The organism is Terrabacter sp. MAHUQ-38 (assembly GCF_014518425.1).
Classification (GTDB): domain Bacteria; phylum Actinomycetota; class Actinomycetes; order Actinomycetales; family Dermatophilaceae; genus Terrabacter.
The window spans coordinates 138,600-153,948 of the sequence record NZ_JACVCU010000003.1 but is presented as its reverse complement, the minus strand read 5'-3'; the positions used below and the strand labels follow the sequence as shown (position 1 = coordinate 153,948).

13 protein-coding genes are annotated in these 15,349 nt (G+C 71.0%); 8 read left to right on the top strand and 5 right to left on the bottom strand.

Annotation, left to right across the window (positions count from 1 at the left end):
- Positions 1-51: 51 nt before the first annotated feature.
- A complete protein-coding gene (gene pcrA / locus H9I49_RS11850; RefSeq protein WP_188030591.1) occupies positions 52-2,562 on the top strand; it encodes a DNA helicase PcrA in 2,511 nt (836 codons plus the stop codon).
- Between the two features lie 106 nt (positions 2,563-2,668).
- Here pcrA and H9I49_RS11845 read toward each other — a convergent pair whose 3' ends face one another.
- Positions 2,669-3,346, bottom strand: a complete 678-nt coding sequence (locus H9I49_RS11845; protein ID WP_255523919.1) for a M23 family metallopeptidase — start codon at positions 3,344-3,346, stop codon at positions 2,669-2,671.
- Positions 3,347-3,719: 373 nt separating this feature from the next.
- Positions 3,720-4,712, bottom strand: a complete 993-nt coding sequence (locus tag H9I49_RS11840) for an esterase/lipase family protein (RefSeq protein WP_370587542.1) — start codon at positions 4,710-4,712, stop codon at positions 3,720-3,722.
- 79 nt (positions 4,713-4,791) lie between these two features.
- On the opposite strand from H9I49_RS11840, the gene H9I49_RS11835 reads away from it, so the two are divergent.
- The 4 genes from H9I49_RS11835 (at position 4,792) to sucD (ending at position 8,884) form a co-directional block, all read left to right on the top strand.
- Positions 4,792-5,247 (top strand): cobalamin B12-binding domain-containing protein, encoded by a 456-nt coding sequence (locus H9I49_RS11835; RefSeq protein ID WP_188030589.1) that lies wholly within the window; start codon positions 4,792-4,794, stop codon positions 5,245-5,247.
- A 205-nt stretch (positions 5,248-5,452) separates the two neighbouring features.
- Complete coding sequence (locus tag H9I49_RS11830) at positions 5,453-6,397, top strand: type IV toxin-antitoxin system AbiEi family antitoxin domain-containing protein (RefSeq protein WP_188030588.1); 945 nt, start codon at positions 5,453-5,455, stop codon at positions 6,395-6,397.
- A gap of 387 nt (positions 6,398-6,784) precedes the next feature.
- A complete protein-coding gene (sucC, locus tag H9I49_RS11825; RefSeq protein ID WP_188030587.1) occupies positions 6,785-7,960 on the top strand; it encodes an ADP-forming succinate--CoA ligase subunit beta in 1,176 nt (391 codons plus the stop codon).
- Positions 7,961-7,990: 30 nt separating this feature from the next.
- Positions 7,991-8,884, top strand: a complete 894-nt coding sequence (gene sucD, locus H9I49_RS11820) for a succinate--CoA ligase subunit alpha (RefSeq protein ID WP_188030586.1) — start codon at positions 7,991-7,993, stop codon at positions 8,882-8,884.
- A 126-nt stretch (positions 8,885-9,010) separates the two neighbouring features.
- Here the strand turns inward: sucD and H9I49_RS11815 are convergent, their stop codons facing one another.
- Positions 9,011-9,697 carry a polysaccharide deacetylase family protein gene (locus tag H9I49_RS11815; RefSeq protein ID WP_188030585.1) on the bottom strand — a complete coding sequence of 229 codons (687 nt, stop codon included), beginning with the start codon at positions 9,695-9,697 and terminating at the stop codon, positions 9,011-9,013.
- A gap of 214 nt (positions 9,698-9,911) precedes the next feature.
- On the opposite strand from H9I49_RS11815, the gene H9I49_RS11810 reads away from it, so the two are divergent.
- Positions 9,912-11,204, top strand: a complete 1,293-nt coding sequence (locus tag H9I49_RS11810; RefSeq protein WP_188030584.1) for a DUF6350 family protein — start codon at positions 9,912-9,914, stop codon at positions 11,202-11,204.
- An 18-nt stretch (positions 11,205-11,222) separates the two neighbouring features.
- Here the strand turns inward: H9I49_RS11810 and H9I49_RS11805 are convergent, their stop codons facing one another.
- Positions 11,223-11,615, bottom strand: coding sequence for a hypothetical protein (locus H9I49_RS11805; protein WP_188030583.1), 393 nt, complete (start codon positions 11,613-11,615; stop codon positions 11,223-11,225).
- A gap of 122 nt (positions 11,616-11,737) precedes the next feature.
- On the opposite strand from H9I49_RS11805, the gene purN reads away from it, so the two are divergent.
- Together purN and purH are read left to right on the top strand one after the other, a co-directional pair.
- Positions 11,738-12,334: a phosphoribosylglycinamide formyltransferase gene (gene purN / locus H9I49_RS11800; RefSeq protein WP_370587588.1), complete on the top strand. Its 597-nt coding sequence runs from the start codon at positions 11,738-11,740 to the stop codon at positions 12,332-12,334.
- Positions 12,335-12,491: 157 nt separating this feature from the next.
- Positions 12,492-14,108, top strand: coding sequence for a bifunctional phosphoribosylaminoimidazolecarboxamide formyltransferase/IMP cyclohydrolase (gene purH, locus H9I49_RS11795; RefSeq protein WP_188030581.1), 1,617 nt, complete (start codon positions 12,492-12,494; stop codon positions 14,106-14,108).
- 99 nt (positions 14,109-14,207) lie between these two features.
- Here purH and H9I49_RS11790 read toward each other — a convergent pair whose 3' ends face one another.
- Positions 14,208-15,344, bottom strand: coding sequence for a ring-opening amidohydrolase (locus H9I49_RS11790; RefSeq protein ID WP_188030580.1), 1,137 nt, complete (start codon positions 15,342-15,344; stop codon positions 14,208-14,210).
- Between the last annotated feature and the right edge of the window lie 5 nt (positions 15,345-15,349).

The window sequence follows — 15,349 nt, the reverse complement described above, 5'->3', positions numbered from 1 at the left end:
GTGGTGCGGCGGTCAGGCGCTGTGGGCGGTCCGACGTAGGCTTGGACCATCATGAGCACGCTCTTCGACGACCTTCCCATCCCCGGATTCGAGCACGGTCAGGACGCGCCCTCCGAGGGGTCCGCGCGATCGGGAGGGCCGGGGCGGCCGAGGCGTGCCGACGTCACCGAGCAGGGTGTCCCGACGTGGGCCGAGGCCGCGGCACGCGGTGGTGTCGAGGTGTCCCCCGAGGCACGGGCCGAGCTCGACCCAGCAGTGCTGCTCGAGGGGCTCAACCCGCAGCAGCGCGAGGCCGTCGTCCACGAGGGCACGCCACTGCTCATCGTCGCCGGCGCCGGGTCGGGCAAGACCCGTGTGCTGACCCACCGCATCGCGTGGCTCCTCGGTGAGCGGCACGCACAGCCGGGCCAGATCCTCGCGATCACCTTCACCAACAAGGCCGCCGCGGAGATGCGCGAGCGCGTCGAGGCGCTCGTCGGGCCGCGGGCGCGGGCCATGTGGGTCATGACGTTCCACTCGGCGTGCGTGCGCATCCTGCGCCGCGAGGCCGCCAAGGTCGGCATGAAGTCGACCTTCTCGATCTACGACGCCGCCGACAGCCAGCGGCTCATGAGCCTCGTGCTGCGCGACCTCGACCTCGACCCGAAGCGCTACCCACCGCGCAGCTTCTCGGCGCAGGTCAGCAACCTCAAGAACGAGCTCATCGACGAGGAGACCTACGCCGGCCAGGTCAGCGAGGGCAACCACTACGAGCGCACCGTCTCCGATGCGTACACCCAGTACCAGCGCCGCCTGCGCCAGGCCAACGCGCTCGACTTCGACGACATCATCATGATGACCGTCAACATCCTGCAGGCCTTCCCCGATGTGGCCGAGTACTACCGCCGTCGCTTCCGCCACGTCCTCGTCGACGAGTACCAGGACACCAACCAGGCGCAGTACCAGCTGATCAAGGAGCTCGTGGGAGAGGTCAAGGGCCCCGAGGGCGCATATGCCGTGACGCCGGCCGAGCTCTGCGTCGTCGGCGACTCCGACCAGTCGATCTACGCCTTCCGCGGCGCGACGATCCGCAACATCCTCGAGTTCGAGAACGACTACCCCGACGCGCGGACGATCCTGCTCGAGCAGAACTACCGCTCGACGCAGCGCATCCTGCGCGCCGCCAACTCCGTCATCGCCCGCAACGAGGGGCGCCGCGCCAAGAACCTCTGGACCGACTCCGGCGACGGCGCGATGATCGTCGGCTACGTCGCCGACAACGAGCACGACGAGGCGGCGTTCGTCGCGAAGCAGATCGACGACCTCGCAGCCGAGGGCGAGGTCAAGCCGGGTGACGTCGCGGTCTTCTACCGCACCAATGCGCAGAGCCGCGCCATCGAGGAGGTGCTGGTGCGAGTCGGGCTGCCCTACAAGGTGGTCGGTGGCACCCGCTTCTACGAGCGGCGCGAGATCAAGGACGCCCTGGCATACCTCCGGGTCATCTCCAACCCGACCGACACCGTCAACCTTCGGCGCATCCTCAACGTGCCCAAGCGTGGCATCGGCGACCGCGCCGAGGCCTGCGTCGCGGCGCTGGCCGAGCGCGAGCGCGTCCCCTTCGTGTCGGCGCTCGGGAGGGCGGAGGACGCGCCCGGCATCGCGACACGGTCGGTCGCGGCGATCAAGGGCTTCACCGACATGCTCGAGGCCCTTCGCGTCGTCCGCGAGGGTGGCGGCGGCATAGCGATCCTCCTCGAGGCGGTGCTCGAGCAGAGCGGCTACCTCGCGGAGCTGCGCGCGAGCCACGACCCGCAGGACGAGACCCGCGTCGAGAACCTCGCCGAGCTCGTCGCCGTGGCGCAGGAGTTCGACGACCGGAAGGCGCAGGAGACCGCCGACATCGCCGCGGGCGTCGTGCCCGGCGGTCAGGAGGCCGAGGACGTCGGCCCCGCCACCGATCTCGAGGAGTTCCTCGAGCAGGTCTCGCTCGTCGCCGACGCCGACGAGATCCCCGACGAGCCCGAGGCGCAGGCACAGGGCGTCGTCACCCTGATGACCCTGCACACCGCCAAGGGTCTCGAGTTCCCCGTCGTCTTCCTGACCGGCATGGAGGACGGCACGTTCCCGCACATGCGCGCCCTCGGTGACCCGAAGGAGCTCGAGGAGGAGCGCCGCCTCGCCTACGTCGGCATCACCCGGGCCCGCGAGCGGCTCTACCTCTCACGCGCGGCGGTCCGCTCGGCGTGGGGGGCGCCGCAGTACAACCCGCCGTCGCGCTTCCTCGACGAGATCCCCGGCGACCTGCTCGACTGGCAGCGGCTCGGCCCGTCGTTCAGCGGCGCGCGAGGCGCCGGCCAGCCGGCGGTCGCGACGCTGGCGGCACGTCCCGGCGTCCGCAGCGCCGGCAAGCGCCCCGTCATCGCGCTCCAGTCGGGCGACCGCGTCAGCCACGACGCGTTCGGGCTCGGCACCGTGGTCCGTGTCGAGGGCGACGGTGAGAAGTCGATGGCCCACGTCGACTTCGGCGCCGACACCGGCACGAAGCGCCTGCTGCTTCGCTACGCCCCGCTCGTGAAGCTCTAGGACGGGACGGCAGGAGCCGAACTCCTTGCGGCGCAACGGCATACGCCGCAGACGCGACGAGGCTCGTCCCGGAAGGGGACGGGCCTCGTGTCGTGAAGGACCTCGGTCAGAGGTAGACGCCGCGCTTGGCGAGCCACGTCACCGGGGCTACGGCCGCGCCGTCGTCGGGGTGGATCTCGAGGTGCACGTGCGGGCCGGTCGAGTTGCCGGTGCTGCCGCTGTAGGCGACGCGCTGGCCGGGGGAGACCTCTTCTCCGATGGTGACGAGCAGGCGGCTGTTGTGCGCCATCCACGAGACGGTGCCGTCCCAGTAGCGGATCTTGACCATGTTGCCGTAGCCCTCGTTGGACCAGCCGGCGAAGATGACCGTGCCGGAGGACAGCGCACGGACCGAGGTGCCCGTGGGGCACGCGAGGTCCTGGGCGGGGTGCATCTTGCCCCAGCGGAAGCCGAACCCGGAGGTGAGCGTGTAGCCGGAGACGGGGGTGACCCAGCGGTGCGCCCGGGCGATCGCACGCTCGAGCGCCTCACGCTTGGCCTTGGCGGCGGCCTCGGCCTTCGCCTTGGCAGCGGCGGCCTTGTCGGCGGCGGCCTTGTCGGAGGCGGCCTTCGCCTGGGCAGCGGCCTGCTCGGCGGTCTCGGTGGCTCCGACGATCAGCGTCTTCGCGTCACGGGCCATGTCGCGCGAGGAGCGTGCCCCAGCGCGGTTCGCGGCGGCCGCGGCCACGGCGTCGGGGTCTGCGGCGAGGCCCAGACCGGCGACGGAGTTCGAGACGTTCTTCATGGCGGCAGCCTCGGGACTCAGCTCGCTCGCTCCCGCGTCACGGATGACCAGGCCACCGGCGACGGTGGAGGAGAGCAGAGCAACGGGGACGACGAACTGTCGACCCCGCGATGGCTTGGCTGCCGGCCTATGACGACCGACGTAACTACTTTTGGGCACGAAAGACTTACCTATCGTTCACAGGTTGCGAGCCGCCAGCCTAACGTGACCATTTCGTTATCCAAAATCGGGCGCCACGTCTCTGGACGTCACAAAGTCGCGGTGGAGGTCGCGACTGCGCACGACATTAGGGCATCGACGCGGTTCGCAAAAGGTTTTCCACACGCCCGATCCGTGTCGGACTTCGACGGTCGCCGGCAGTCGCGGGTGGGCCTCAGCGAGATGGAGCGACACGCGCTCCGCTGCCTTCACGAGAAGGGCTCGGTGTGGTATTGGCCCGGCTGCGTAGGGCGCTCACGCCCGGTGTGACGGTCGCGCCGCTCGTGTCGAGGTGGGCGAGCGCCGTGGAGATCCCGTGGACGACGCTGCTCGTGATCGGCAGGCTCATGTGGCCGACGCCGTGGAGCGCGATGTTGTGCACGTTGAGGTCGTCGTGGTGCAGCGCCGCGTTGTGCTGGGGTACGACCACCTGGTCGAGGTCGGACCAGTAGACGATGAATCGGGTCTGGCAGTCGCGCACCGGGCCGGCAAGCTCGTCCAGCAGGGCGCTGCCGGGCCGCAGCTGCCGGGTCAGGCTGTTGTTCCACGTGTAGGCGAGGTAGCTGCCGCGGTGGGGCGTGCCCAGCGTGACGAGCGTGTGGACGTGGGTGTCGCCGCCGAGGCGCGTCACGTAGTAGCGGGCGATGAGGCCGCCCATCGAGTGGCCGATGACGTGGATCCGCTCGTAGCCGGTCTCCTCCACGATGCGCTCGACCTCGGCGCCGAGGTCGGCCGCTGCCGCCCTGATGTCGCCGGTGAGGATCGAGTAGTTGATGGTCTCGATGCGCCCGAAGCCGCGGCGCACGAGACCTCGGCGCAGGACCGTGAAGATCGAGCGGTTGTCGACCATGCCGTGGACGAGCAGGATCGGCGTCTCGGCCGCCTCCACGTTGCGGATGGCCAGTCCCCGCTGGGTCGGCGGCAGGTGCCCGAGGCGGTAGCCCTGGCGGCGGTCGCTCGCGCGGGAACCGAGCAGCCCGAGGGGGTAGAGCCCGAGGTGCAGGCCCATCCACGTCGCCTCGAGCGCCGCACCGGCGAGGCCGGTCGGACTCAGCAGGGCACCGGCCACCTCCCCGACGGCTGCGAGGAAGCCCTTGGGGCCCTTCGCGCCACGCGTCGCGGTGCTGGTCTGGCGCGGCGTCGTTGCCGCCCGTGCTGCCACTGCCACCTGCCGACCGTACCCCGAGGGGTGGGCGATGCATCACTATTGCGCGCCGCGTCTCACGGTGCTGGCTAGAGTGCCCGGCATGAGCGAGACCCCCGGCACCGAGGCCGCTGCCGTCCCTGCCGCGCCGAGTGCACCGTCGACCGAGGTCATCCGCGTCGTCGTCGCCAAGCCGGGCCTCGACGGCCACGACCGCGGCGCCAAGGTCGTCGCCCGGGCGCTTCGCGACGCCGGCATGGAGGTCATCTACACCGGGCTGCACCAGACGCCCGAGCAGATCGTCGAGGCGGCGATCCAGGAGGACGCCGACGTCGTCGGGCTCTCTGTGCTCTCCGGCGCGCACCTGACCCTCTTCGCGCGTGTCGTCGAGCTGCTCGCCGAGCGCGACGCGAGCGACATCGTCGTCTTCGGCGGCGGCATCATCCCCGACGACGACATCCCGCAGCTCGAGAAGCTCGGGGTGGCCAAGGTGTTCACGCCGGGCGCCACGACGACCGAGATCGTCGGCTGGGTGCGCGCCAACGTCCACCCCGCCTGACCCCGCGATTCACGACGTTTCGCGCGCTCCTGAGCTGAGCGCGCGAAACGTGCCGATGCGCGTGAGGTTCCGCGCGCCTGATGCCGGTTTCGCGCGCGTCGCTGACTGGCTCCGTCATCCACACCCCAGCCCGGCGGCCCGGTGCCGTCCACAGGGGGCGAGAGGGCCGACGGCGCGAAGCCGCGCCCGAGCGATGGTTGGTGGCGTGGAACTCGAGCTCATCGCCAGGCAAGGCGTCTTCAGCGCTCGCGACGCCCTGCGCGCGGGCATCGACGGGCGGGCTCTTTCGCTGCTGTGCCATCGGTCGGTGTGCACGCGGCTCACCCACGGTTGGTATGCCGTCGGGGTCCCCGACAGCCAGCGGGACCGTCATCGACTCACTGCCATTGCACTCTCCCGCGCCTACGAGGGCGCGGCGCTCCCGAGCCACTCGTCCGTGCTGGTCCTGCTCGACCTGCCCCTCCACGGCGTCGATCTCGCCACCGTCCACCTGACGCGGCTGCCGGCCCCGGACACGAGCCCGCCCAAACCGTGGAGCGGGCAGTCACGACGCCGAGCCGGCCTCCTGCTGCACCGCGGACAGGACGGCGTCGACCACAACACGGTGTCAGCGCGGCCCGGCCTGCCACTCACGGTGCCGGTTGCCCACGCCGTCGTGGGCGCGGGGTTGGTGGGACGGGCGACCGGGGCGCTGGTCGCGGCCGATGCGGCCCTGACCAGAGGCCTCGTGACGCGTGCGGAGCTCGATGGTGCGATCGCGGCCTTCGATGGACACCGCGGTGTCGGCCCGGTCCGTGCGGCGCTCCGAGACGCCGACGGTCGCCACGAGTCCCCGGGCGAGTCACTGGCGGCGCACGTCCTGGCCGGGCTCGGGCACGAGCTTCAACCCCAGTTCGAGGTCGTGGCGGAGGGGCGCACGTACCGCGCCGACTTCCGCATCGCCGGCACCCGGGTCCTCGTCGAGTTCGACGGGCGGGTGAAGTACGAGTCCGGCGACCGAGCCGTCCTGTTCGAGGAGAAGCGGCGCGAGGACGCACTCCGCCGCGCGGGCTGGGTGGTCGTGCGGCTGGTCTGGTCGGACCTGACGTCACCGGACCTGGTGCGCGCGCGCATCCAGCGGGCACTCGGTCAGGCCGCTGCCGCTGCGTGAAGCCGGCGACGGCATGGAGGTCGGCGGCCGGTCGACGTCCCACGCGGCATACGCCCGGATCGCGCGCTCGTCTCATGAGCGCGCGAAACGAGGGGCACGCGCGCGAAATGTCGCGCGCATCCGGAAAGCTCGCGCGCTCAGGTCAGGAGCGCGCGAAACGTACCGGGTCGGGCGGGCGTGAGACGGGGGTGTGATCTTGGTCCGGTCGGCGGTGCCCGATGGGGCCGTCACGAGTCGGAGCCACTAGAGTCCGGGGGACAGCCTGATTCGGTTGCGCCTCGGCGCAGGGCCCCTTCGAGCGTGAGAGCGCGAGTGCGCGAGCCCCGGGAACGCCGCAGCGGCGCAGTCGACGACGATTCGAATCGACGACGAGGACGGACCCCACCCGTGGATCTCTTCGAGTACCAAGCCCGCGACATGTTCGAGAAGCACGGAGTCCCTGTGCTCGCCGGCGCCACCGCCACCACCCCCGAGGAGGCCCGCGCAGCCGCCGAGCAGATCGGGCCCAAGTCGGGCGGCGTGACCGTCGTCAAGGCCCAGGTGAAGACCGGTGGCCGTGGCAAGGCGGGCGGCGTGAAGGTCGCCAAGAGCGCCGAGGAAGCCGAGCAGCTCGCCGGCCAGATCCTCGGCATGGACATCAAGGGCCACACCGTCGGCACCGTGATGATCGCCCAGGGCGCCCGTATCGCCGAGGAGTACTACTTCTCGATCCTGCTCGACCGGGCCAACCGCAGCTACCTCGCCATGTGCTCCGTGGAGGGCGGCATGGACATCGAGCAGCTCGCCGAGGAGCGGCCGGAGGCGCTCGCCAAGGTCGCGGTCGACCCGAACGTCGGCATCGACGAGGCCAAGGCGCAGGAGATCGTCGACGCGGCCGGTTTCGACGCCGAGACCGCCGCGAAGGTGGCCCCCGTGCTCCAGACCCTGTGGACCGTCTACCGCGACGAGGACGCGACGCTCGTCGAGGTCAACCCGCTCGTCAAGACCGAGGACGGCGAGATCATCGCCCTCGACGGCAAGGTGACCCTCGACGGCAACGCCGGCTTCCGCCACCCTGACCACGAGGCCCTCGAGGACAAGGGCGCGGCCGACCCGCTCGAGGCCGCCGCGAAGGAGAAGGACCTCAACTACGTCAAGCTCGACGGCTCCGTCGGCATCATCGGAAACGGTGCCGGCCTCGTCATGAGCACGCTCGACGTCGTGGCGTATGCCGGTGAGGAGTTCGGCGGCCAGAAGCCGGCCAACTTCCTCGACATCGGCGGCGGCGCCAGCGCCGAGGTCATGGCCAACGGCCTGCACATCATCCTGTCCGACCCGCAGGTCAAGAGCGTCTTCGTCAACGTCTTCGGCGGCATCACGGCGTGCGACGCCGTTGCCAACGGCATCGTCGGCGCCCTCGACGCCCTCGGCGACGAGGAGGACCGCCCCCTCGTGGTCCGCCTCGACGGCAACAACGTCGAGGAGGGTCGTCGAATCCTCGAGGAGCGCAGCCACCCCCTCGTGACGATCGAGCCGACGATGGACGGCGCCGCGCGCCGCGCCGCCGAGCTCGCCGCCAACTGACACCCGAGTCCAGAGAGAGAACGACGAACCATGGCAATCTTCCTCAACGCTGACTCGAAGGTCATCGTCCAGGGCATGACCGGCTCCGAGGGCATGAAGCACACGCAGCGCATGCTCAAGTCCGGCACGAACATCGTCGGCGGCGTCAACCCGCGCAAGGCCGGCACCACCGTCGACTTCGAGGGCGGCGTCGCAGTCCCCGTCTACGGCACGGTCAAGGAGGCCATCGAGGCCACCGGCGCCAACGTGTCGGTGATCTTCGTCCCGGCCCAGTTCACCAAGGCCGCCGCGGTCGAGGCGATCGACGCCGACATCCCACTCGCGGTCGTCATCACCGAGGGCGTCGCCGTCAAGGACACCGCGGAGTTCTACAACTACGCGAAGTCCCGGGGCACCACCCGCATCGTCGGCCCGAACTGCCCCGGCCTCATCACGCCCGGAGTGTCGAACGCCGGCATCATCCCGGCCGACATCTCCGGCAGCGGCCGCATCGGGCTCGTCTCGAAGTCGGGCACGCTGACCTACCAGATGATGTACGAGCTGCGTGACTTCGGCTTCAGCTCGGCCGTCGGCATCGGTGGCGACCCGATCATCGGCACGACGCACATCGACTGCCTCGAGGCGTTCCAGAACGACCCCGACACCGACGCGATCGTCATGATCGGCGAGATCGGTGGCGACGCCGAGGAGCGTGCAGCGGCATACATCAAGGAGCACGTGACCAAGCCGGTCGTCGGCTACGTCGCCGGCTTCACCGCTCCGGAGGGCAAGACGATGGGCCACGCCGGCGCCATCGTGTCCGGTTCGTCGGGCACGGCCCAGGCGAAGAAGGAGGCCCTCGAGGCCGCCGGTGTCAAGGTCGGCAAGACGCCTTCGGAGACGGCCCAGCTCATGCGCGAGATCATGAAGGATCTTGCGAAGTAGCCTGAGCCACAAGCTTTCCCGAGCGGGCGGTCACCTTCCGGTGACCGCCCGCTCGCACGTCTCCGTGCCCGGCCGTATGCCGCCCGCCCGCGTGGGAGCCGGAGTGACGGCCTGCACCCGGTCGGGTCAGCAGGCCATGAGGCCGATGACGTAGCCGCGCGCACGCAGCTTCGGGATGAGGATGTCGACGGCGGCCACGGTCTGTGACCGGTCACCGCCTCCGTCGTGCAGCAGGATCCGGGAGCCGGGACCGACGTTGGCGAGGACCCGGTTGACGATGGTCCACGTGCCGGGACGCGACCAGTCCCGAGGGTCGACGGTCCAGAGGATCTGCCGCTGGCCACGGTCCGCGATGATCGTCGCGATGCGGCTGTTGGTCGCACCGTAGGGCGGTCGCACGCAGCGTGGCCGATAACCGACCGCGTACTCCATCCGGTTGAGCTGCGACGTGACCCCGCTGTTCGACAAGAGCGTGAGGTCCGGATGGCTCCACGTGTGGTTGCCGATGAGGTTGCCGTAGGTGCGCAGGCTGTGCGGGATCGACGGGTACGACGCGACGTTCTGGCCGATCTCGAAGAACACCGCCCGGACGCCGTACTTGCGCAACACGGCCAACATCTTCGGGGTCCAGGTCGGGTGCGGCCCGTCGTCGAAGGTGAGGTAGACGGTCCCCGCCGACGTCGTCACGGTCGCCAACGAGATCTGCACCTCCGGCGGCCCCAGCGACCCGGTTTCCCCCGATGATGGCGTGGCTCCTGCGAGAGCGACGCCGACGGCCGTCAGAAGGACGGCAAGCAGACTGGTTCCTTTCATGGCTGATCCCCCATTGACGCACCCCTTGCCCCGGGCGGACGCCCGGGGTGAATCCCCGCTCACAGTGTCGCCCCGCCCCGCCTGACGAGCGTGGGTTTTCACGTCACGGATGGGCCGCGTTCGGGTCACGGACAAGAACACGGGGAACGTGCGGCGTGGGTGCTCGCCCCGCGCCGGGGTCCTTGTGACCATGGACGCGACCGACCGAGCAGGAGTGAGACCACTGGCCCCGCCGAGCACGCCCACGACGTCGACGACATCGTCGGCCACCTCCACGACGAGTGCGGCCTCCGCGATGCCGGCCGCGCTCCGCGCCGGGATGCTCGCGGCCGTGGGCACCTGGACGGTCGTCGTGCTGCCCGCGCTCCTCGGCTGGCTCGCGGCGCCGGAGACCTCGGTCGGCTGGTTCTCGGCGGTGTCCGTCGCGAGCGCGATCTGGTTCCTGGGGCACGGCCAGTCGGTCGGCGCCGGGGGAGTCGCGATCTCGCTGACGCCGCTGCTGCTCCTCCTCGTCTTCGTCCTCATCGCGTACCGGTGGGCGCGGCGGCTCGCCGCGACCGAACGGCTCCGCGTGGGGGCCGGCGACTGGAGCCGCGTCGCGAAGTGGGCTGTCGTACCCGGCTTCGTCACCGGCTACGGCCTCGCGTCGGCGATCTTCGCGCTCTTCACCCTCGGCGGGCCGGCCACCCCCGGGGTGGCCGCGGTGCTCGGCTCGTTGCTCGTGCCGCTCGCCGCTCTGGGCTTCGTCATGATCCGCCCCGACGACGAGTCGGCCCCCGCGTTCGTACGCTCGTGGTTCCGTCGCGGACCGACGTGGCTGCCGTCCGTGTGGCGCGTCGGCTGGCGTGGCGCCGGCCTGCTGCTCGCAGTCGGGATCGTCGTCGTGGCAGTGCGTCTGGTCCTGTCGTGGTCGGCCGTTGCCGACGTCCAGGACCAGTACGCCGCCAACGTCGGCGCGATGGTCATCATCGGTCTCGGTCAGCTCGCGCTCCTCGGCAACGCCGCCACGTGGGCCCTGTCGTTCCTTGCCGGCCCCGGCTTCCAGATCGCGCTCGGCTCGACGATCGCACCCGCCGCCGCCCAGCCGGGGCTGCTGCCGTTGGTGCCGGTGCTCGGCGCACTGCCGCAGGCCACGGACTACCCACCGATGATGTACGCCGTCGTGTTCGCTCCCGTCGCCGCCGGAGTGTGGCTCGGCCACCGGGTCGACGCGGAGCTCGAGTTCTTCGGCAACGTCCGCGCCCGTGTCTCGGCCACGGCCGTGGCGGCCCTCATCGCGGTCGTGGTCGTCGTCGGGCTCACCGCCCTCGGCAACGGCGCGGTCGGCGTCGACCGTCTCTCCGCTGTCGGGCCACACCTGGGCCCCTTCGCCGCGGCGCTCGCGGCCGAGGTGGTCGGCGGCGCACTGCTCTGGGTCGGGGCAGTGCTCCTTGTCGAGCGGGCCCGCGAACGGCGGGCGTCCGGGTCCCAGCCCGACGCGGACGGCACTGGGACCCCAGACGCATAGAGCTCAGACGCGTGGACCTCAGCGGACGATGAGGCCCAACATGCTCGACTCCTTGAGCTTCTCGCAGTCGGCCTGGGCGAGGTTCGTCTGTGCGCCGGCGAGGCACTCCTCGTACGCGCTGACCGTGCCGTAGAAGGCGACCTGCAGCACCAGGGTCGACAGCAGCATGCCGACGATGACGAGCGTGAAGACCGGCCAGATCTTCTCCCGGCCGGAGCGCATGGACAGGAAGCGGAGCAGCCGGACCGTCAGCACGATCGCGACGAGGAGCGGCAGGAAGGCGACGAAACGCTTCGGCAGCGGCAGGTACATCGCGACCAGGCCGAGCAGCACGAGCAGGGCGACGGGCAGGGTGCGCTTGGCCTTCTCGCGCGCGAACGCGGTCTCCTGCTCCTGCTGGGGCTCGGTCATGCCCTCCATCCTCGCCCATGTCGCGGGCCCGGACCCCACCGGGCCGAGAGCGCGGCTGCCGTTACCCTGTGCGCGTGACGACCGAGCCCGCCGCCCCCAGCCCGGAACCTGTCGGGACTCCGGTGCCCGTCGTCGTCCTCGTGTCGGGGTCCGGGACGCTCCTGCAGGCACTGCTCGACGCTGCTGCCGACCCCGCATACGGCGTGCGGATCGCAGCGGTCGGCGCCGACCGGCAGTGCGTCGGCCTCGAGCGCGCGGAACGGGCCGGCATCCCGACGTTCGTCGTGCGGCCGAAGGACTTCGCCGACCGGGCCGCGTGGGACGTCGCGCTCGCCGAACAGGTGACGGCGGCAGCGCCCCGGTTCGTCGTCACGGCCGGCTTCATGCGCCTCCTCGGGCCCGTCACCCTCGGTGCGCAGCCCGTCGTCAACACGCACCCGGCGCTGCTGCCGAGCTTTCCCGGCGCCCACGGCGTCCGCGACGCGCTCACCTACGGCGTCAAGGTGACCGGCACGACGTGCCACGTCGTCGACGCCGGCGTCGACACCGGCCCGATCATCGAGCAGCGCGTCGTCGTGGTCGAGGACGACGACACCGAGGAGAGCCTGCACGAGCGGATCAAGGTCGAGGAACGCGAGATGCTCGTCGAGGTCGTGGGCCGCCTCGCGTGCGAGGGGTTCTCCGTCCACGGACGACGAGTTCGGATCGGCGGCGTCTGACGCTACGCTGGTCGCACACGACTGGCGCAGGTGGGCCACCACCGGGGAGTGACGTCGGGAGCATCGAACGCCTGGGTGCCTCGCGAGAACGGATGCCGTCGGGTCCGACCGACCCGGCGCACGCCGCGACCGACGTCACCGAACCAGGAGTGCACCCATGACCGCCGCCACCGGCACCGACGGCCGCCGCCCCATCAAGCGGGCGCTCGTCTCCGTCTACGACAAGTCCGGCCTCGACGAGCTGGCACGCGCCCTCGACGCCGCCGGCGTCGCCATCGTCTCGACCGGGTCGACCGCCAAGACCATCGCCGCCGCAGGTGTCCCCGTGACGCAGGTCGAGGAGCTGACCGGTTTCCCCGAGTGCCTCGACGGCCGGGTGAAGACGCTGCACCCGAAGGTGCACGCCGGCATCCTCGCCGACACCCGCAATCCCGACCACGTGCAGCAGCTCGCCGACCTCGGGGTCGAGGCGTTCGACCTCGTCGTCGTCAACCTCTACCCCTTCCGCGAGACCGTCGCGTCCGGTGCGAGCGAGGACGAGTGCGTCGAGCAGATCGACATCGGCGGCCCGTCGATGGTGCGGGCCTCCGCCAAGAACCACGCGAGCGTCGCGATCGTGACCAGCCCGACGGCATACGGCCACGTCGTCGAGGCCCTCGGCGCGGGCGGTTTCACGCTCGACGAGCGCCGCCGCCTCGCGGCCGAGGCGTTCGTGCACACGGCGAGCTACGACAACGCGGTCGCGAACTGGATGGGCACCGTCGTCGCCGACACGGCCGACGGCACCGGCTTCCCCGCGTGGACGGGCGCCACGTTCGACCGGGCCGCGGTGCTGCGCTACGGCGAGAACCCGCACCAGAGCGCGGCGCTCTACCGCCACTGGCGCCCCGGCGTCGCCAGCGCCGAGCAGCTGCACGGCAAGGAGATGTCGTACAACAACTACGTCGACACCGACGCCGCCGTGCGTGCCGCGCACGACCACGGTGACCAGCCCACCGTCGCGATCATCAAGCACGCCAACCCGTGCGGCATCGCCGTCGGCGGCACCATCGAGGAGGCCTACGAGCGGGCTCACGCGACCGACCCGGTGAGCGCCTACGGCGGCATCATCGCCGCGAACCGCACCGTCACGGCCGCGATGGCGGCGGCCGCGAAGCCGGTCTTCACCGAGGTCATCATCGCGCCGGATTTCGAGCCGGAGGCGCTCGCGATCCTCACCGCGAAGAAGAACCTCCGCGTGCTGCGCCTGCCCGCGGGCATGGCCCAGGCGGCGGACCCGATCGAGACCCGGCCCGTCAGCGGGGGTCTGCTCGTGCAGTCGGTCGACCGCGTCGACGCCGTCGTGCGCGGTGCCGGTGGCGACGTCACCGGGGGCGACGATGCCGCGAACTGGCGTCTCGTCGCCGGTGAGGCCGCCGACGCCGCGACGCTCGCCGACCTGCAGTTCGCGTGGCGGGCGATCCGCGCCGTCAAGTCCAACGCGATCCTGCTCGCCAAGGACGGCGCGGCCGTCGGTGTCGGCATGGGCCAGGTCAACCGCGTCGACTCCTGCTACCTCGCGGTCCGGCGTGCCGGCGAGGACCGGGCGCGCGGCTCGGTCGCGGCGTCCGACGCGTTCTTCCCCTTCGCCGACGGGCTCCAGATCCTCCTCGACGCGGGGGTTCGCGCCGTCGTCGCCCCCGGAGGGTCGATCCGCGACGAGGAGATCATCGAGGCGGCCCGCGCGGCCGGCGTGACGATGTACTTCACCGGGACGCGCCACTTCGCCCACTGAGCAACCCCTGCTCGAGTGGTCGCTTCCGTACGGGTTGCGCGTACGGAAGTGACCACTCGACGGGGTGGGACGGCGACTCCCGCCGCCCCTCGACGCCGGTCAGCGGGTCCAGCGGTAGCCCGTGGGCTCGCCCTTGCCCAGGTCGACGATCGCGGCGACCGGCCCCCCACCGTCGGGCCCCTGGTGCGCAGCCGACACCGACACGAACACCGCCGGGTCACCCGTGACCGAGGCCGTGACGCCGCCGACGCACGACTTGATCTGGCGGTGCCAGTGCACGTCCGAGTCGTCGAGCATCGCGTTGCGGCGGCCGTGCACCTGGCCGTCCTGGCTGACCTCGCACTTGAGGAAGACGTTGACGAGCCGGCCCTGGATGTCGCTCGGATGGGCGCGCTCGGGCAGCTCGAGGCCGGCGTCCTTGATCGCCTCCCAGATGCCGTCGGCATCGAGCGCGTCCTGCATGACCGAGTGGCCGATGCGGTAGCGGCCGCCGACCCCGCGGGCGTTGCCGACGACGACGACCTGCGCCTGGTCGAGCTCGACGCCGGAGCTGCACGAGGCGACGGACGAGTACAGCGACCGATTGTGCATGACGTCGGCGTCGGTCGGCATCTCGATCTCACCGAGGGCCACCGCGATGCCGAGACCGGTCGTGCCGTTCGAGAGGTCCATCGACTCGTGCGTGTGCTCGGTCCAGACCTCCTGCCCGCGCGACTTGGCGTCGCGGATGGTGTGGATGGTCAACAGCGGCGTCTTGGTCTGGACGTAGTGCACGTCGGCGGGATCGGTGATGCCGGCCCGCTCCATGGCGACCTTCACGGCGTCGGCGACCTTCTGCACCATCGCGACGTAGCCGATCTCCTCGGGCTTGATCGGCTCGCTCATCGCGAAGCCGACCGTCAGGCGCAGATCCTCAGAGGGCTCGGCCTTGTCCGCCGGCACCGTCGCGAAGATCGTCGCGTGCGGGCTGATGACACCGTCGGTCCCGCCGGACCAGACGATCGGGACCTGCTTGACCTGCTCGGCCGGGGCGCCCTTCTCGACGAGGACCTCGCGGAAGGCGCGGTCGGCGATGATGCGCGTGTAGTCGTTGACGCCGCCGTTGCCCTCGGTCTTGCCGATGATGGCGATGACCCGGCTCGCCTCCATGACGCCGTCGTCGATGAGCTTCGCCAGCTCCGACGCGTCGGCGACCGAGTGGATGGGGACCTTGCGCACCTCAATGGCTTCGGGCACGTGAA